Genomic DNA, 17,759 nt, shown 5'->3' with positions numbered 1-17,759 from the left:
CGCCGCCCCCGCGTCCGTGGCGCGCGGCCGCGACCCGGGCGCAGGAGGGGGACGTCGGTGCGCGGGTGCATCCTGGTGCCGTGCCCCCGACCGCCTCCGCCGCCGCGACCCCCGTCGCGGACGCGTCGGCGACCGGTGACGTCCACGCGGTCGTGCCCGTGCCGCCGGACGTCGACCTGCGCCGCACGGTGGGGCGGCTGCGCCGCGGCGCGGGTGACCCGACGTGGGAGCACGCCGCGGACGGCACGGTGTGGCACGCCGTCCGCCGCCCCGCCGGCACGGCGACCGTGCGGCTGCAGCCGGGGCCCGGCGCCGTGCGGGTGGACGCCTGGGGGCCGGGCGCGGCGCACGCCGTCGCCGACGCCCCCGGGCTGCTGGGCGTCCTCGACGACGCGGACGGCTTCGCCGACCACCTGCACCCCGCGGTCGCGCGCGCCCGGCGGACGTACGCGGGTGTGCGGCTGGCCCGCAGCGGGGACGTGTGGGACACCGTCGTGACGGCCGTGCTCGAGCAGCGCGTGGTCGGCCTCGACGCGAAGGCCTCGTGGCGGCGGCTCGTCACGTGGCACGGCACGCCCGCGCCGGGGCCCGCACCCGCCGGCCTGCGCGTCGCGCCGCCGCCCGCGGTGTGGCGCGACCTGCCCGTGTGGGAGTGGCGGCGCGCGGGCGTCGACGCGCAGCGCTCCGACGCCGTGCGGCGCGCCGCGCAGGTCGGGCACGCACTGACCCCCGACGTCGGCGCGGACGAGCTCGGCCGGCGGATGCTCACCGTGCGCGGCATCGGGCCGTGGACGGTCGCCGAGGTCACGTCGCGCGCGCTCGGCGACCCCGACGCCGTGTCGGTCGGCGACGCGCACCTGTGCCACCTCGTCGGGTGGGCGCTGACCGGCCGGCGCGCGGACGACGCCGGGATGCTGCGCCTGCTGGAGCCGTGGCGCGGGCACCGGCAGCGCGTCCTCGTCCTGCTCGAGCTCGCGTACCGCGGACGGATGCCGGCGTACGGGCCGCGCGCCCCGCGCGCCCGCCCGCTGGTCTGACCACCGGTACGCGCACCCGCCGCCCGGGACCCGCCCGGCGGCGCCCCGGATGCCCCACCCCCGTACGCGCGGGGATACTGGGGGCGCCCGCGGGAGCACCGCGGCCGAGGACGACGCAGGAGGACCCGATGGCGTACGACACGACCGAGCCGCACCAGGACGCCGCCCCGGAGGCGCCCAGCCGGGTGGCCGCCGGCGTGCTGTCGCTCGTCTTCTTCCTGGGCTCCTTCGCCCTCATCGCCTGGGGCTTCGACATCGACGGCCTGCTCGGCATGGCGATCGGCGCAGCAGGCATCGTCACGTTCGGGCTCGCGTACGCGATCCCGACCACGATCCTGCCCGCGCTCGACCGCGGCGGCCGGCGCTGACGGCCGTGGCGCCGGGCGGACCGGCACCGGCGTCCCTGGTCCTGGTCCGGCACGGCGAGAGCGTCGGCAACCTCGCCGCGGCGGCGGCCGAGCGCGCCGGCGCCGAGGTCGTCGAGATCGACACGCGCGACGCGGACACGCCGCTGTCCGACCGGGGCCGCGAGCAGGCCCGTGCGCTGGGCGTCTGGCTCGGCGGCCTGCCGGTCGACGAGCGGCCCGAGGTCGTGTGGTGCTCGCCCTACGTGCGCACGCGGCAGACGGCGGCGACCGCGCTCGAGGCGGCCGGGCTGGACGTGCCGGTGCGTGTCGACGAGCGCCTGCGCGACCGCGAGCTGGGGGTGCTCGACCGGCTCACGCGCGCGGGCGTGGAGGCGCGCCACCCGGGTGAGGCGGAGCGCCGCCGGCTGCTCGGCAAGATGTACCACCGCCCGCCCGGGGGCGAGTCGTGGGCGGACGTGGCGCTGCGGCTGCGCGCGCTGCTGCGCGACCTCGCCGAGCGGGAGGACGGCCGGCGCGTGCTGGTCGTCGCGCACGACGCCGTGGTCATGCTGCTGCGCTACGTGCTCGAGGCCATGGACGAGGACGCGCTCATGGCGGTCGTGCGCGAGCGCAGCATCCGCAACGCGTCGGTGACGCGGCTCGACCGCGTCGACGGCGCGTGGCTGCTCACGGCGTTCGACGAGGTGGGTCACCTGGCGGAGCTCGACGCCGCCGTGACGGAGCACGAGGGGACGGACGACACCGGTGGCTGACGGCGGCACGCACGGCGCACCCGACCGCGGCGGCCCGCTGACCCCGGCGCGGCTGCGCGGCTGGCCCCTGCCCGAGCCGACGGGCGGCAAGGACGCGCGCGGGAGCGTGTGCGTCGTCGGCGGCGCCCGCGGCACCCCGGGAGCCGCGATGCTGGCCGGGCTCGCCGCGCTGCGGGTGGGTGCGGGGCGGCTGACGCTCGCGGTGGCCGGCTCGGTGGCGCCGCACGTCGCGGTCGCCGTGCCGGAGGCCGGCGTGGTGGGGCTGCCCGAGGACGCGTCGGGGTCCGTGACGGGCGCCGGCGACGGCCTGCTGGACGGCGAGCTCGCGCGCGCGGACGTCGTCGTGGTCGGTCCGGGCCTCGACACCCCCGAGGGCACGCTCGCGCTGCTGCGCGCGGTCGTGGCCGGCACGGCCGGGAACGTGCCGCTCGTGCTCGACGCGTTCGCGCTCGGGGTGCTGCGCGACGCGGACGACCTGCAGGACGCGGTCCGCGGCCGAGCCGTCCTGACGCCGAACGGCACCGAGGTCGGCTACCTGCTGGGCGACGAGGACGGCCCGGACGAGGACGCCGGGGACGACGCGGCCGCGCGCGCGGCCGACCGGTACGGCGTGGTCGTGGCGTGCGCCGGCCGGGTGGCGGCGCCGGACGGCCGCCGGTGGGAGTCGTCCACGGGCTACTCGGGCCTCGGCACGTCGGGCAGCGGCGACGTGCTGGCGGGCGCGGTCGGCGGCCTGCTCGCGCGCGGTGCCGACGCGGCGCAGGCGGCGTGCTTCGGCGTCGAGGCGCACGGCACGGCGGGCGACCGGCTCGCGGCACGCGTGGGCCCGCACGGCTACCTGGCCCGGGAGCTCCTCGACGAGCTGCCGCGCGTGCTGGTCGAGCTCCGCGTCCGCTGACGGGCGGGCCGCCGACCGCACCCCGGACCGCACGGCGCACCCCGGCCCGGATGGCGCAGACTGGTGGCGTGGACACCCCTCGCATGAACGTCGAGTCCTTCAACCTGGACCACCGCACCGTCGCCGCGCCGTACATCCGCCTCGCGGACCTCAAGGAGCTGCCGCACGGCGACGTGATCAGCAAGTTCGACGTGCGCTTCGCGCAGCCGAACCACGGGTACCTCGAGATGCCGTCCGTGCACTCCCTCGAGCACCTGTTCGCCGAGCACTCGCGCAACCACAGCGACCGCGTCCTCGACTTCTCCCCGATGGGCTGCCAGACGGGCTTCTACCTCATGCTCGAGGGCCGCTGGGAGCAGGCGGAGGTCGAGGAGCTCGTCGCCGCGACGCTCGAGGACGTCCTCGGCGCCACCGAGGTGCCGGCCGCCAACGAGGTGCAGTGCGGCTGGGGCGCCAACCACACGCTGGAGGGCGCGCAGGACGTCGCCCGGGCGTTCCTCGCGGAGCGGGCCGGCTGGGCGCAGGTCACCGCGTGAGCGTCGACGCCGTCGTCGTCACGGCGATGGGCGTCGAGGCGTCGCCGTTCCTCGAGCGCGCGACGTCCGTGGGCGACGAGACCGAGGTCGCGGGCGCGCGCCGGCGCCTGCTCCACGTCGGTGACGCCCGGGTGCTGCTCGTCACGTGCGGCATCGGCCTGGTCAACTCCGCGACGGCCGCCGCCCTCGCGCTCGCCGAGCACACGCCGCGGGTCGTCGTGAGCGCCGGGTCCGCCGGCGGCATGGGCCTCGAGGTGCGCGTCGGCGACGTCGTCGTGGGCGCGTCGACGACCTACGGCGCCGCGGACGCGCGCGTCTTCGGCTACGCGCTGGGCCAGGTGCCGGGCATGCCGGTGCGCTACGACGCCGACCCGGCGCTGCTCGCCGCCGTCGCGGACGTGGACCCGGGCGACCTCACGGTCCGTACGGGCACGATCCTGTCGAGCGACGTCTTCGTGGACGCCGCGCGCGTGGAGCCGCTGCGCGCGGCGTTCCCCGACGCCCTCGCGTGCGACATGGAGACGGCGGCGCTCGCGCAGGCCGCGCACCTGCTCGGCGTGCCGTTCCTGTCGGTCCGCGGCATCTCGGACCTCTGCGGCCCGATCGCGGGCGTCGACTTCGACGCGCACGTCGACGACGCCGCGGAGCGGTCCGCGGCGGTGGTCCTCGGCCTGCTGGACCGGGTGCTCGCGCCCGCACGCTGAGCGACCCGCACGACCGTCGTCGGGGTGGTGGCACGGTTCCGCGCCACCACCCCGATGAGTTCGCCGCGCGCGACCGGTCGGCAGCGGGTGGGCGACGAGGCCCGGCGACGCGGGACGACCACGCGGAGATCACCGACGCGGAATCACCTCGACCTCGGCGGGGTTGTCGCCAGAGACTTTCGTCCTCCCCCCGACGACGTGGCCGCCGCCCGGCGGCTCCCGCGCGCCCGCGCACCGCAGGACCCTCGAACGACAGGTGGACCCGTGACCGACCAGCACCTCGACGCCTCGACCGCCACGGTCGACGACCGCCCGGCGACGCCGGCACCGGCTCCCGCCGGTCCGGTCGGCACCGCTGACGCGTCGGCCCCGGCGACCATGTCCGCGCGCGACCGCCTCGCGGTCGTGCTGCTCCTCGTCTCGACCTTCGTCGTCATCCTCAACGAGACGATCATGGGCGTCGCGCTGCCCCGCCTGCGGGACGACCTGGGCGTCACCGCGTCGGCCGCGCAGTGGCTGACCACCGGCTTCCTGCTGACGATGGCCGTCGTCATCCCCGTGACGGGGTTCCTGCTGCAGCGCCTCACCACGCGGCAGGCGTACCTCGGCGCCATGGGCGCGTTCTCGCTGGGCACGCTCGTCTGCGCGGTGGCACCCGGGTTCGAGCTGCTGCTCGCGGGCCGCGTCGTGCAGGCGCTCGGCACCGCCGTCATGCTGCCGCTGCTCATGACGACGGTCATGAACGTGACGCCGCCCGAGGGCCGCGGCCGCACGATGGGCAACATCTCCGTCGTGATCTCCGTCGCGCCGGCGATCGGCCCGACCGTCTCCGGCCTCATCCTCTCCGTGCTGACCTGGCGGTGGATGTTCGGGCTCGTGCTCCCGATCGCGGTCGCCGCGCTCGTCCTCGGCGCGCTGCGGCTCCCGGACGTCACCGAACCGCGCCACGCGCGCGTCGACCTGGTGTCGGTCGCGCTGTCGGCCGTCGGGTTCGGCGGGCTGGTGTTCGGCCTCTCGCACATCGGCGAGGCCGCGCAGGGCGGGGTCGAGCCGACCACGGTGGGCGCACTCGTCGTCGGCCTCGCCGGCCTCGGCGTGTTCGTCGCGCGGCAGCTGCGCCTGCAGCGCCGGGACGACGCGCTGCTGGACCTGCGCACGTTCCGCAACCGCACGTTCGCGGTCGGCGTCGCGCTGATGGCGGTCATGATGATGTCGCTGTTCGGCTCGATCATCATGCTGCCCATCTACGCGCAGGACGTGCTCGGCCTCGACACGCTGCGCACCGGCCTGCTCCTGCTGCCCGGCGGGCTGCTCATGGGGCTGCTCGCGCCGCTGGTGGGTCGCGCGTACGACCGGGTCGGCCCGCGGCCGCTCCTCGTGCCCGGCACGACGCTGGTGTCCGTGGCGGTGTGGGGCATGGCCCTGCTGCTGCGCGAGGGCGGCTCGCCGTGGGTCCTCGTCGCCGCGCACCTGACCATGTCGGCGGGCCTCGCGCTCGTCTTCACGCCGCTGTTCACGTCCGCGCTCGGCTCCGTGCCGCAGCGGCTGTACTCGCACGGCAGCGCGGTCATCGGCACGGTGCAGCAGGTGGCGGGCGCCGCCGGCACGGCCGTGTTCGTCACGGTGCTCACGGCCGTCTCGACGGGGCTGGCCACGGACGGCGCAGACGCGGTCACCGCCACGGCGGGCGGTGTGCGCGGGGCGTTCCTGCTGGGTGCGGTGCTGTCCCTGCCCGCGATCGCGGCCGCGCTGCTCGTGCGGCCCGCGCCCGAGGGTGCCGAGCGGCCCGTCGGGCACTGACCGCTCAGACCCCGCGGTCCCGCGGCCCGTCGACGTCCACGTCGGCGGGCCGCTCCGCGTCCGGCACCGTCCCGGGGTCCGTGCCGGGGTCCGTGCCGGGGTCCGTGACGCGGTCCCCCGGCGCGGTCGGTGCCGCCGCGGCCGCCTCGACGACCTCCACGGCGGTCGCCACCATCCCGCTGCCCGCGACGTCGCCGGCTCCCGGCACGCCCTGCGCGGCCCGGACGGCGTCGACGGCGGCGGCGCTGGCCGGCACCGCGCGGCGCTCGTGCCACGCCGCGGCCAGCCGCCCGACGCCGTCGAGCACGGCCGCGTGCACGCGCGCGTCGCCGAGGGCGCGGAAGTGCCCGTCGACGGGCACGCGCACGTTCACCGCGCCGGGCAGCTCGCTGCCGCCCGGCACGTGCGGGTCGAACCGCGCGAACACCGACCAGATGCGGCCGTTCGCGGCGACCTGCCGGGCGAGGGCGAGCACGTGCGGGTCCTGCGGCGACAGCGCCCGCACCGCCCGCACCGGGAACCAGCGCGCGTACACCGACCCCGAGAACGGCGTGTTCACGGCCACCATGCCGGCCACCCGGTCCCCGACGCCGGGCGTCCCGAGCACGAGCTTGCCGATGAGCCCGCCCTTGGAGTGGGCGACGAGGACGACCTCGTCGAGCTCGAGCTCGGCGAGCCGGTCCACGACCCGCTGCGCGGACTCCTCGAGCGTGCGGCCGTTGTACCCGAGCGCGGGGACGGCGTGCACGGGGTGCCCCTCGTCGTGCAGGTACCGCACGACCCCGTCCATGACGGGCCAGGTCTCGTAGATGCCGGGCAGCAGCAGCACGGGCGTGCGCGTGCCGGTCGCGAGGTCGTCCGCGGGCGGCTGCCGCAGCGTGGCCGCGACCTGCGCGGCGGCGATCCACGCGTAGTCCCGCCCCCACGCGACGGCCTGCTGCACGCGGCGGCGCCAGCCGACGCGCACGCCGGCCTCCTGCTCCTGCGGCGGCACGTCGCGGCCCACCGCGGTGCGCGCCGCCGTGTCCGTGCGCCGCAGCTCGTCCTGCGCGACCGGGTCCTGCACGGGCACCTCCCCCGCGCCCGGGCGGGCGCTCCTCACCGATCCTGGTGCGCCCGGACCAGGGCGGCCACCTCAGCGGCGTGGTCCGCGAACACGGCGTGCGCCGCCCCGGCGACCTCGGCCCACCGGCCGTCCGGCGCCGCCGCGGCGACCTGTCGCACCCACTCCCGGGGGGCGATCGCGTCGTGCTCGCCGCGCACGACCAGGACCGGGGCCGGCACCTGCGCGATCCGCTCCTCGGTGCGGTACGCGATCATGCTGGGCAGCACCTTCGCGTACCAGTAGGGGCCCGACAGCACGTAGTCGAGGGCGATGGTGTGGCGGGTGCGCCGCGACTCGTGCACCGACGCCCGCGCCAGCCGCAGGCCCTGCCGCACGACGGACCGCGCCGACGGGTCCGTCGTCGGCCCGACCAGGACGACGTGCCCGGCGAGCTCGGGCGACTTCGCCGCCAGCTCGGTCACCACCTGCGCGCCCATCGAGTGGCCGACGACGGTGGGCCGCACCAGGCCGACGTGGCGCAGCCACGCGGCGACGACCGACGCGAAGTCCTCCACGTCGAGGCGCCGGTCGGGGTGCGGCACGTCGCCGAACCCGGGCAGGTCGATCATGTGCACGACGCCGCGCTGCCCGAGCGCGGCGGCGAGCGGGCCGAAGTACCGCGAGCTGACGCCGATGCCGTGCACGAGCACGACGTCGCGGCGCTCCGCCGGCGGCACGCGGTCCATGCCGTCCTGCCAGGTCGTCCACGTGCGCACCGGCGCGCCCTGCAGGCGCAGGCGGTCGATGCGGATGTTGAGGCCGCTCGGCAGCGGGATCACAGCGCCTCCACCACCCGGTCCGCGAGCGGGTCCGGGGTGCCGAACCGGTGCGCGGTCACGCTGACGGCCTGCTCCCGCACGAACGGCAGCAGCTCGACGAGCCCGGACGACGTGACCGGGCCGCCGTGCACGGTGAGGTCGGCCCGCCCCTCGGCGGCGTGCGCGGCCCCGGCGACGTCCCCGCCCACGAGCCGGACGCGCCCGGCCGGCACGTGCGGCAGGTCGCCCGCCCACGCCGCGTCGTCCTGCACGTGCACGTCGAACCCTGCGGCGGAAACCGCCGCGGTGAGCGCGTCGGGCAGCGGCGCCGGGACGCTCACCTCCCCGGTCGCACCGGCGGTGAGGCCCGCGGCCAGCACGCGCAGCAGGTCGGCGACGGGCACGCCCTCGGCGAGGCGCACGTGCACGGGCACGGGCAGGTGCCGCAGCACGTCGCGCTCGGGCTCGAGCGCGCTGACGTCGGTCGGCACGCCGAGGTCGGTGGCCCACACGTGGGCGGCGGCGGCCGCGGCGTGACGGACCGCGCGCAGGTCCGGCGCGGGCAGCGCAGCCGCCGCGGCCGCGTCGAGCAGGCGCGTCACGGGGGCCGGCAGCGGCGCCGCCGCGTGCCCCGCCGTCGCCGGGTCGTCGTGCCACGTGCCGAAGCCGAACAGGTAGTGCGGCCCGCCGGCCTTGGTCGTCGGGCCGACGACCGACCGCTTCCACCCGCCGAACGGCTGGCGCCGCACGATCGCGCCGGTGATGCCACGGTTGACGTACACGTTGCCGGCCTCGACGTGCGCGAGCCAGTGCGTGATCTCGTCCTCGTCGAGCGAGTGCAGCCCCGCCGTGAGGCCGTAGTCGACGTCGTTCTGCAGCGCGATCGCCTCGTCCAGCGTGCCCGCCGTCATCACGGCGAGCACGGGACCGAACCACTCCGTGCGGTGCGCGTCCGAGCCCGGCCGCACGCCGACCCGCACGCCGGGCGTCCAGAGCCGACCCTCGGCGTCGAGCCGCCGCGGCTCGACGGCCCAGCGCTCCCCGGGGCCGAGCGTCGTCAGCCCGTCGAGCAGCTTGCCCGACGCCGGCTCGACGAGCGGGCCCATCTGGGTGGTGGGGTCGTCCGGCGGTCCGACGCGCAGCGACGTCACGGCGTCGAGCAGCTGCGTGCGGAACCGGCGCGAGCGCGCGACCGACCCGACGAGCACGACGAGGGACGCGGCCGAGCACTTCTGCCCGGCGTGCCCGAACGCCGACGCCACGACGTCCCGCACGGCGAGGTCGAGGTCGGCCGACGGCGTCACGACGATCGCGTTCTTGCCCGACGTCTCGGCGAGCAGCGGCAGGTCGGGACGGAGCGAGCGGAACAGCTCCGCGGTCTCCCACGACCCGGTCAGCACCACGCGGTCGACGCGCGGGTCCGCGACGAGCGCCGAGCCGAGCGTGCGCTCGTCGACGTCGACGAGCTGCAGCACGTCGCGCGGCACCCCCGCGGCCCACAGCGTCTCGGCGAGCACCGCGCCGCAGCGGCGCGCGGGCGGCGCCGGCTTCAGCACGACCGCCGACCCGGCGGCGAGCGCGGCCAGCACCGACCCCGCGGGGATCGCGACGGGGAAGTTCCACGGCGGGGTGACGACGGTCAGGCGCGCGGGGGCGAAGCGCGCACCGGGCACCTGCTCGAGGCCGCGCGCCAGGTCGGCGTAGTACCGCGCGAAGTCGACCGCCTCGGACACCTCGGGGTCGCCCTGGTCGAGCGTCTTGCCGGCCTCCGCCGCCATGACCTCGAGCAGGTCCGCGCGACGCCCCTCGAGGGCGTCCGCCGCGGCGCGCAGCACCGCGCGGCGCCCGCGGCCGCCGCGGGCCGCCCACGCGTCGGCGGCACCGACGGCCGTGGCGAGCACGCGGTCGAGCGCGTCCGCGTCGTCCAGGCGCGCGGCCGCGAGCGTGTCGACGCCGAGCGCCGAGCGCGCCGCGCGGGCCAGCACCGCGCGGCCCCACTCCCGGTTCGCGGGCAGCGCCGGGTCGGTGTCGGGCGCGTTCGCGAAGGGCGCCTCGCCGACCGGCTCCGGGGGGCGTCGGCGGTCCTGGGTGCGCCGCGGCGCCGGCACCGCGTCGTCGAGCGCCCGCAGCGACGCGGAGAACCGGGCGCGCTCGCGCTCGAACGCGGAGGCGTCGTCGGCCAGGTCGAACGCGGCCGACAGGAAGTTCTCGGGGCTGGCGCCCTCCTCGAGCCGCCGCACGAGGTAGGCGATCGCGACGTCGAACTCACGCGGGTGGACGACGGGCACGTACAGCAGCAGGCGGCCGACGTCGCGGCGCACCACCTCGGCCTGCGCCTGCGCCATGCCGAGCAGCATCTCGACGTCCATCGCGTCCCGGACGCCGCGCGCGCCGGCGAGCAGCCACGCGAGCGCGAGGTCGAACAGGTTGTGGCCGGCGACGCCGAGCCGGACGGCGTCCACCGCGTCGGGGCGCAGCGCGACGTCGAGCACGCGCTTGTACTGGGTGTCCGTCTCCTGCTTGGTGGGCCACGTGGCCGTGAGCCAGCCGTGCATCGCGGCCTCGACGCGCTCCATGGGCAGGTTCGCGCCCTTGACGAGCCGCACCTTGACCGGGGCACCGCCCCGCGCGCGGCGGGCCGCGGCCCACTCCTGCAGGCGCAGCATCGCGCCCACCGCGTCCGGCAGGTACGCCTGGAGCACGATGCCGCCCGACCAGCCGAGCAGCTCGGGACGGTCGAGCAGGCGCGTGAACACCGCGACCGTCAGGTCCAGGTCGCGGTACTCCTCCATGTCGAGGTTGACGAACGTGCCCGTGGCGGCCGCGCGGTCGTAGAGCGGCGCGAGCCGGGCGACGACCTCGTCGACGGTCTCGTCGAACGCGTACGGCGCGTGCGGGGCGACCGCGGCCGACACCTTGACGGACACGTAGTCGACGTCGTCGCGCTCGACCAGCGCCCGGATGCCCGCCAGGCGCCGGTCCGCCTCGCGCCGGCCGAGCACGGCCTCGCCGAGCAGGTTGAGGTTGAGCTGCACCCCGGGCCGTCGCAGCCGCGCGATCGCGGCGCCGAGGCGCGCCTCGGACGCGTCGACGAGCAGGTGCCCGACCATCGCCCGCAGCGCACGGCGCACGACCGGCACGACGAGGCCCGGTGCGACGCGCGCCGCGAGCGCGCCCGCCCGCACGCCGAGGCGCAGGTGCGGTGCGAGGAAGGCGGGCGCGGACGCCGCGAGCGCGGCGAGCTCGCGCGCGGCCACGCGGTCGTCCTCGGGGCGTACCACCCGGTCGACGAAGCCCACGGTGAAGGCGAGCCCGTCGGGGTCGGCGAGCACGTCCGCGAGCTGCTGCGCCGCCGTGTCGACCGGCTCCGCCGCGCTCGCGTCGAGCCACCGGCGCACCAGCGCCACCGCGTCGTCCTCGAGCCGCCGCAGGTCCGCGGGGCCGTGGCGGTCGTCCGCGGTACCCCGCGGCCGGGCGTGCGAGGGAGCGGGGGTGGCCTCGACGCCGCGGGGCCCGGTCGGCCCGGTGGGGTCCGTGGGGCGGTCGGGGCGTGCGTCGGGCCGGTCGTCGACGGTCACGTGGTCTCCGGGGTCGGGGTGCGCGGGGGTCGCCCGCGGGACGACCCATCATCCGCCCCCGCGCCGGGCGTCCGCACCCGCGGCGTGGCGGCCGGCACGGCCGGCAGGGTGACGACGGCCCGCAGGCCGCCCGCCGGGGCGTCGCCCAGCACGACGTCGCCGCCGAGGTCGCGGGCGACCTCACGGGCGATCGCCAGGCCGAGGCCCGACCCGCCCGCGTCGCGGACGCGGGCGTCGTCGAGGCGCACGAACCGCTCGAAGACCCGCTCGCGGTCCGCCGGCGCGATGCCGGGCCCGTCGTCGTCGACCGTCACGCGCGCCGGTGCGACGGTGACCTGCACGCGGGTCGCCGCGTGCCGGGCGGCGTTCGCGACGAGGTTGCGCAGCACGCGTCGCACGCCGTCGTCGGTGCCGAGCGCGCTGCCGGCGCCGACCAGCTCGAGCGCCACCGCGTGCGCGTCCGCCGCCGGGGCCGCGGACGCCGCCGCCTCCCCGGCGGCAGCGGCCAGGTCGACCGGCGCGCGGGGCGCGGACGTCGCCCCGACGCGCGCGAGCACGAGCAGGTCGTCGACGAGCGCCTGCATGCGCGCCACCTCCGGCGCGAGATCGGCGAGCAGCTCGTCGACCGGGTACGCGTCGGGGTGGGCGCGGGCGACCTCGACGGCGGCGCGCGCCGCCGCCACGGGCGAGCGCAGCTCGTGGGCGGCGTCGGCGACGAACGCGCGCTGCCGCGCGGCCGACGCCTCGAGGCGGTCGAGCATCGCGTTGAGGGTGCGCGCGAGGGCGGCGAGCTCGTCGTCGGCGGCCGGGACGGGCAACGACCCCGGGCCGCCCGCGAGCGCGACCCGGTCCGCCGCGGCCCGCAGGTCCTCGACGGGCGCGAGCGCGCGCCCCAGCAGGGTGCGCACGAGCAGCGCGACACCGAGCGTGAGCACGGGCACGACGAGCAGGAGCGCGAGGCGCGTCGCGTCGAGCACGCCGCGCACCTCGTCGAGCGGCACGCTCGCGACGACGGTCGCGGGGGCGCCGTCGAGCGTCACGGCGCGGACCGCGACGCGGGCCTGCGCGTCGTACGCGCTCGCGCCGGTGGTGCGCACCAGGACGCCGTCGCCGGCGTCGCGACGCCACGCCGCCACCGTCGCGGCGTCGAGCACGGGCAGCGTGCGGCTGGCGGTGGCGGACGACGCGACGACGCCCCCGCCGGCGTCGAGCACCTGCGCGACCTCGCCCGGCTCGGCGACGGGCAGCGGGTCGGGCACGCGGTCGTCCGCGACGAGGGCCGTGACGGTCGCCGCGCGTGCCCGCACGACGTCGTCGAGGGCCGCGACCCGGCTCGCGCCGATGACGGCGGACAGGGCCAGCGCCCCGGCGACGAGCGCGACGGCGACGACGCCCGTGGCCAGCAGCGTGAGGCGGTCCCGCAGCGACAGCGTCGAGGGTCCGCGGCCGTCGGCCCGCCCGCGCGCGCTCACGTGGCCGGCGCCACCGGCGCCGCCGCGCCGATCCGGTACCCCGCGCCGCGCACGGTCGCGACCGCGTCCTTGCCGAGCTTGCGGCGCAGGTAGCCGACGTAGACCTCGACCACGTTCGGGTCCTCGCCGCCGGTGTCGAACACGTGGTCGAGCAGCTCGAGCTTGCCGACGACCCGGTCGCCGTGCCGCAGCAGGTACTCCAGCAGCGCGGTCTCGCGCACCGTGAGGTCGACGGGCGCCCCGTCGCGCGTGACCTCGCGCGTGGCGGGGTCGAGCGCGAGGGCGCCGGCACGGAGCACGGCGGGCCGCGGCGCGACCGGGCGGCGCACGAGCGCGCGCAGGCGCGCGACGAGCACGACGAACGAGAACGGCTTGGTCAGGTAGTCGTCGGCGCCCACGTCGAGGCCGTCGGCCACGTCGTGCTCGCCGTCCTTGGCCGACAGCATGAGCACGGGCGTCCACACCTCACGCTCGCGCAGGGTCGTGACGACGTCGTACCCGTGCCGGCGCGGGAGCATCACGTCGACGACGAGCACGTCGTACTCGCCGTCGGTGGCCAGGCGCAGGCCCGTCTCGCCGTCGTGCGCGACGTCGACCGTGAACCCCTCCGCCGCCAGGCCCCGGCGCAGGGCGCGCGTCAGCCCCACCTCGTCGTCGACCAGCAGCACCCGCATCCCGGCAGCATCCCACCGCGCGGGGCGCCGGGCGGGCCGCACGGCGCGGACGGGCCGGCGTGCCTCTCAGGGTGTGCTCAGTGGTGGGGGACGACAGTGGTCGGCATGGACACCACCGCCCCCGCGCCCGGCGACCGGGCCGCCGACTCCCCCGCCCCCGTGCGCCGGCACCGCGCGCGGTGGGCCGTCCCCGCCGTCGCGGCCGTCGCGGTCGGCGCCGCCTTCGCCGCCCCGCCGCTGCTCGCCACGGCCGGCACGGGGGGCCTGCCCGAGGTCACGCCCGAGGAGCTGCTCGCCCGCGTCGTCGAGGCGGAGCCGCAGGCGCTCTCGGGCACCGTCGTGCACACCGCCCGGCTCGGCCTGCCGGACCTGTCGCTCGTCGAGGTCGGCGGCGCGGACCCGATCGGCCTGCTGGGCGGCTCGTCGACGCTGCGCGTGTGGTCCGACGGCGCGGAGCGCTCGCGCGTGTCGCTGCTCGGCCAGGCCTCGGAGTACTCGGTCGTCGCCGACGGCCCGGAGGCGTGGACGTACTCGTCCTCCGACGACGCGGTCGTGCACTACGCGCTGTCCGACGCCGACCGCGCGCGGCTCGACGCCATGGTCGACGCGCACGCCGCCGCACCGCCCGTCGCGGGCGACCTGCCGACGCCCGAGGAGCTCGGCCGCGCCGCGCTGACCCGTGCCGAGCAGCACGCGACCGTCGGCGTCGACGCGGCCACGACCGTCGCCGGCCGCGACGCGTACCAGGTGGTCGTGACGCCCCGCGGCGCCGACACCCTCGTGGGCCGCATCGTGGTGGCGGTGGACGCAGCGACGTGGACGCCGCTGCGCGTGCAGGTCTGGGGCAGCGACGACGCGGCCACACCCGCCCTCGAGGTGGGCTTCACCGACGTGACGTTCGCCGCGCCGTCCGACGCCGTGCTCACCTTCTCCCCGCCGCCCGGTGCGAGCGTGCGCGACGTCGTCGTGCCGCTGCCCGAGCAGCCGGCGGAGCTGCCCGCCGGCGCCCCGGACCCGCAGGCGCTGACCGAGGCGCTCGAGGACCCGACGGCCACCCCGCCGCTGCCGGAGGGCGTCACGGTGACGGGCGACGGCTGGGACGCGGTCGTGCAGCTGGCCGGTGTCGACGTCGCGGGCCTGCTGGCCGCCGACCCCGCCGCGCTCGCCGAGATGGCCGTGCCCGACACGACCTTCGGCTCGTCCGAGGGCGCGCAGCAGCTGCTCGACCAGTTCGTGCCCGCGGACGGCGAGGGCCCGGTGCCCGACCTCGACCAGCAGGCGCTGTACGACGAGCTGACGACGCCCGTCCCCGGCGGCCGCCTGCTCGAGTCGTCGCTGCTCTCCGTGCTGGTGCTCGACGACGGCCGCGTGCTGGCCGGCGCGGTGCCGGCGCAGACGCTGCTCGACCTCGCCGGCTGAGCCGGTCGTGACCACCACCGGCGCGGCCGGCGCGCGCCCGGCGGCGGCCGCGGGGCAGTCTGGTGCGGTGAGCCGCACGCAGGACGCCCCCCGGCCCGCCGACGGGCGCGGGCCCGCGATCACCACGTCCGGCCCGCACGCCGACACCGCGGACGCGATCCGGACCCACGGCCTGACGAAGCGCTTCGCGACCGGGCAGGTCGCGGTCGACGGCCTCGACCTGCACGTGCCGCGCGGTGCGGTGTTCGGCTTCCTCGGGCCCAACGGCTCGGGCAAGACGACGACGATCCGCATGCTGCTCGGGCTCGTGCGCCCCACCGCCGGCACCGTGCACCTGCTCGGCGCCCCCATGCCCGACGCGGCGGGTCGCGTCCTGCCGCGCGTCGGGGCGCTCGTCGAGGGACCGGCGTTCCACCCCTACCTCTCCGGCCGCGCCAACCTGGCGCGCGTCGACGCCGCCGACGCGACGACCGACCCCCGCACGCGGGCGCGGCGCACCGCCGACGCCCTCGAGCGGGTCGGCCTCGCGGCCGCCGCGGACAAGCGCTACCGCCAGTACTCGCTCGGCATGAAGCAGCGCCTCGGCCTCGCCGCGGCGCTGCTCCGGCCCCGCGACCTGCTCGTGCTCGACGAGCCGACCAACGGCCTGGACCCGCAGGGCACCCGCGAGGTGCGCCACCTCGTGCGCGAGCTGGCCGACGGCGGCGCGACCGTGCTCGTGTCGTCGCACCTGCTCACGGAGATCGAGCAGGTGTGCACGCACGTCGGGATCATGGGACGCGGCCGCCTCCTGCTGCAGGGCCCGCGCGCGGAGCTCACGGCCCGGCGCGGCGTGCACGTCGTCGTCCGCACGACGCCGCGCGGCGTGGAGCCGGGGCTGGCCGAGCTCCGCCGCCTCGGCCTGCCGGACGCCCGCGTCGACGGCCGCGCGCCCGCGCCCGCCGACGAGCCCACGCTCGTCGCGGGCCTGCCCGACGCCGCGCCGCCGCCGCAGGACGTCGCCGCCGCGCTGGTGCGCGCCGGCGTCGACCTCGTCGCGTTCGAGGTGCGGCGCCCGTCGCTCGAGGAGCTGTTCGTGGACCTGACCGGGGAGGGCTTCGATGTCGCCCGCTGACACGACCGCGCCCGGCGCCGTCACCCCGCCCACCACGGCACCCGACGTGACGCCGGACGGGCACCGCCGCGGCGCCCTGGCCCGCCTGCTGCGCTCCGAGCTGCGGCTCGTGCTGGGGCGACGGCGCAACGTCGTGCTGCTCGTCGGCCTCGCGCTCGTCCCGGTGCTCCTCGCGCTCGTGCTGTTCCTCACGCAGGACTCCGCGCTCGCCGGGCAGGGCCCGCCCTTCGTCACGCGCGTGACCGGCAACGGCCTGTTCCTCGTCGTGGCGTCCCTGTTCCTGTGCCTGCCGTTCCTCCTGCCGCTGACGATCGGCATCGCGTCGGGCGACGCGGTCGCGGGCGAGGCCGCCGCCGGCACGCTGCGCTACCTGCTCGTCGTCCCGGTGGGACGGACGCGGCTGCTGCTCGTCAAGGCGGCCGCCGCGCTCGCGTTCGCCGCGGCGGCGGTGCTGGCCATCGCGGTCGTCGGGCTCATGGTCGGCGCCGCGCTGTTCGGCCTGGGCGACCTCACGCTCCTGTCGGGCGACACCATCCCGCTGTCGGCCGGCGTGCTCCGCGTCGTGGGCGTGGTCGCGTACGTCGGCCTGTCGATGACCGGGCTCGTCGCCGTCGGCCTGTTCTTCTCCACGCTCACCGAGGTGCCGGTCGGCGCCATGGCGGCGACCGTCGTCGTGGCCGTCGTCTCCAGCGTGCTGACGCAGCTGCCCCAGCTCGACGCGATCCACCCGGCGCTGCTCACCACGCACTGGTTCGACTTCGCCGAGATGCTGCGCATCCAGCCCGACGCGGGCGTGCTGCTGCAGGGGCTGGCGGTGCAGGCCGGCTGGGTCGCGGTGTTCGGGTCGCTCGCGTGGGCGCGGTTCACCACGGCGGACGTCTCGTCCTGACGGTGCCAGACTCGGGCCCATGACGATCTTCGGGACCGACGTCGACCGCTCGGAGGGCCTCACCTACGCCGTCGTCCTCACGCGCGCCGACCGCGACGCCGTGGTCGACGCGCTCACCGGCGAGCGGTTCTCCGGCTGGGTCGGGCCGGTCGACGCCGGCTGGGTCGTCGCGGTGCCCGAGGCACCGCTCGGCCACGTCGCCGCCCGGCGCCAGCACGTCGAGGAGGTCGCGGGCACGCTGTCGGCCCGGGTGGGAACGCCCGTGGTGGTCGTGATCGTGACCCGCGACGAGCTGCTGCAGCTGTGGGCGTGGGACGGCACGGACGTCGTCGCCGAGTACGTCTCCGACCCGTCGGTGGCCGACCCCGACGACGAGACCGCGGCGTGGTCGGGACCGACCGGCGTCCACCAGGCACCGGCGCTCGCCGCGCTCGCCGGGCGGCCCGAGGCGGCCGACGAGGTCGGCGAGCTCCTCGGCGAGGAGCTCGGCGAGTCGGAGCACGAGTCGGAGCGGCTCATGGCGCTCGCGCGGGCGCTCGGCTGGCCCGAGTGGCTCGTCGCGGTCGACTCGCTGCCGCGGCGCGTGCCCGGGGGCCCCGACGCCGACGCGTTCCTGCGGCTGCGGGCGGGGCGCACCGGTGCCGCCGGCCTGCTC

At 77.9% G+C, this 17,759-nt stretch carries 16 protein-coding genes; 11 read left to right on the top strand and 5 right to left on the bottom strand.

The window, feature by feature from the left end:
- The first annotated feature begins 80 nt into the window (after nt 1–80).
- The 7 genes from AB6N23_RS11900 (at nt 81) to AB6N23_RS11870 (ending at nt 6,095) form a co-directional block, all read left to right on the top strand.
- Nucleotides 81–1,037, top strand: coding sequence for a DNA-3-methyladenine glycosylase family protein (locus tag AB6N23_RS11900; RefSeq protein WP_412866265.1), 957 nt, complete (start codon nt 81–83; stop codon nt 1,035–1,037).
- A 128-nt stretch (nt 1,038–1,165) separates the two neighbouring features.
- Nucleotides 1,166–1,405: a hypothetical protein gene (locus AB6N23_RS11895; RefSeq protein ID WP_412866264.1), complete on the top strand. Its 240-nt coding sequence runs from the start codon at nt 1,166–1,168 to the stop codon at nt 1,403–1,405.
- Nucleotides 1,406–1,410: 5 nt separating this feature from the next.
- Complete coding sequence (locus tag AB6N23_RS11890; protein WP_412866263.1) at nt 1,411–2,157, top strand: histidine phosphatase family protein; 747 nt, start codon at nt 1,411–1,413, stop codon at nt 2,155–2,157.
- Nucleotides 2,150–3,055, top strand: coding sequence for an NAD(P)H-hydrate dehydratase (locus AB6N23_RS11885; protein WP_412866262.1), 906 nt, complete (start codon nt 2,150–2,152; stop codon nt 3,053–3,055). Before AB6N23_RS11890 ends, AB6N23_RS11885 begins: the two co-directional genes overlap by 8 nt.
- Nucleotides 3,056–3,138: 83 nt before the next feature.
- Nucleotides 3,139–3,591 carry an S-ribosylhomocysteine lyase gene (locus tag AB6N23_RS11880; protein WP_412866268.1) on the top strand — a complete coding sequence of 151 codons (453 nt, stop codon included), beginning with the start codon at nt 3,139–3,141 and terminating at the stop codon, nt 3,589–3,591.
- Nucleotides 3,588–4,295, top strand: coding sequence for a 5'-methylthioadenosine/S-adenosylhomocysteine nucleosidase (gene mtnN, locus AB6N23_RS11875; RefSeq protein WP_412866261.1), 708 nt, complete (start codon nt 3,588–3,590; stop codon nt 4,293–4,295). The genes AB6N23_RS11880 and mtnN overlap by 4 nt, the downstream gene beginning before the upstream one ends.
- 378 nt (nt 4,296–4,673) lie before the next feature.
- A complete protein-coding gene (locus AB6N23_RS11870) occupies nt 4,674–6,095 on the top strand; it encodes a DHA2 family efflux MFS transporter permease subunit (protein WP_412866267.1) in 1,422 nt (473 codons plus the stop codon).
- Nucleotides 6,096–6,099: 4 nt separating this feature from the next.
- On the opposite strand, the gene AB6N23_RS11865 is transcribed toward AB6N23_RS11870, so the two are convergent.
- The 5 genes from AB6N23_RS11865 to AB6N23_RS11845 all read right to left on the bottom strand — a co-directional run bounded on the left by AB6N23_RS11865 (nt 6,100) and on the right by AB6N23_RS11845 (nt 13,682).
- Nucleotides 6,100–7,161: an esterase/lipase family protein gene (locus tag AB6N23_RS11865; RefSeq protein WP_412866260.1), complete on the bottom strand. Its 1,062-nt coding sequence runs from the start codon at nt 7,159–7,161 to the stop codon at nt 6,100–6,102.
- Nucleotides 7,162–7,193: 32 nt separating this feature from the next.
- Complete coding sequence (locus AB6N23_RS11860) at nt 7,194–7,979, bottom strand: alpha/beta fold hydrolase (RefSeq protein ID WP_412866259.1); 786 nt, start codon at nt 7,977–7,979, stop codon at nt 7,194–7,196.
- On the bottom strand, nt 7,976–11,389 hold the full coding sequence (locus tag AB6N23_RS11855) for a proline dehydrogenase family protein (RefSeq protein ID WP_412866266.1): 3,414 nt from the start codon (nt 11,387–11,389) through the stop codon (nt 7,976–7,978). Before AB6N23_RS11855 ends, AB6N23_RS11860 begins: the two co-directional genes overlap by 4 nt.
- 143 nt (nt 11,390–11,532) lie before the next feature.
- On the bottom strand, nt 11,533–13,008 hold the full coding sequence (locus AB6N23_RS11850) for a sensor histidine kinase (protein WP_412866258.1): 1,476 nt from the start codon (nt 13,006–13,008) through the stop codon (nt 11,533–11,535).
- On the bottom strand, nt 13,005–13,682 hold the full coding sequence (locus tag AB6N23_RS11845) for a response regulator transcription factor (protein WP_378207385.1): 678 nt from the start codon (nt 13,680–13,682) through the stop codon (nt 13,005–13,007). Before AB6N23_RS11845 ends, AB6N23_RS11850 begins: the two co-directional genes overlap by 4 nt.
- A 105-nt stretch (nt 13,683–13,787) precedes the next feature.
- Between AB6N23_RS11845 and AB6N23_RS11840 the strand changes: the two genes are divergently transcribed.
- The 4 genes from AB6N23_RS11840 to AB6N23_RS11825 all read left to right on the top strand — a co-directional run.
- A complete protein-coding gene (locus AB6N23_RS11840; RefSeq protein ID WP_412866257.1) occupies nt 13,788–15,101 on the top strand; it encodes a LolA family protein in 1,314 nt (437 codons plus the stop codon).
- Between the two features lie 67 nt (nt 15,102–15,168).
- Nucleotides 15,169–16,215: an ABC transporter ATP-binding protein gene (locus AB6N23_RS11835; RefSeq protein ID WP_412866256.1), complete on the top strand. Its 1,047-nt coding sequence runs from the start codon at nt 15,169–15,171 to the stop codon at nt 16,213–16,215.
- Nucleotides 16,202–17,104 (top strand): DUF2705 family protein, encoded by a 903-nt coding sequence (locus AB6N23_RS11830; protein ID WP_412866255.1) that lies wholly within the window; start codon nt 16,202–16,204, stop codon nt 17,102–17,104. The genes AB6N23_RS11835 and AB6N23_RS11830 overlap by 14 nt, the downstream gene beginning before the upstream one ends.
- Nucleotides 17,105–17,123: 19 nt before the next feature.
- Nucleotides 17,124–17,759, top strand: a 636-nt coding sequence (locus AB6N23_RS11825) for a hypothetical protein (RefSeq protein WP_412866254.1), incomplete at its 3' end; no start/stop codon positions are given.

Origin of the sequence: Cellulomonas pasadenensis, assembly GCF_047229365.1 — a bacterium.
Lineage (GTDB): Bacteria > Actinomycetota > Actinomycetes > Actinomycetales > Cellulomonadaceae > Cellulomonas.
Note: the sequence above shows the minus strand (reverse complement) of the source record. Positions and strands in the feature narration are given on the sequence as shown.

Bases quoted from the DNA above. Each gene is read 5' to 3' on its own strand.
- AB6N23_RS11895 (WP_412866264.1), top strand. From the start codon at position 1,166: ATGGCGTACGACACGACCGAGCCGCACCAGGACGCCGCCCCGGAGGCG.
- AB6N23_RS11880 (WP_412866268.1), top strand. From the start codon at position 3,139: ATGAACGTCGAGTCCTTCAACCTGGACCACCGCACCGTCGCCGCGCCG.
- AB6N23_RS11870 (WP_412866267.1), top strand. From the start codon at position 4,674: ATGTCCGCGCGCGACCGCCTCGCGGTCGTGCTGCTCCTCGTCTCGACC.
- AB6N23_RS11845 (WP_378207385.1), bottom strand. From the start codon at position 13,682: ATGCGGGTGCTGCTGGTCGACGACGAGGTGGGGCTGACGCGCGCCCTG.
- AB6N23_RS11840 (WP_412866257.1), top strand. From the start codon at position 13,788: ATGGACACCACCGCCCCCGCGCCCGGCGACCGGGCCGCCGACTCCCCC.
- AB6N23_RS11830 (WP_412866255.1), top strand. From the start codon at position 16,202: ATGTCGCCCGCTGACACGACCGCGCCCGGCGCCGTCACCCCGCCCACC.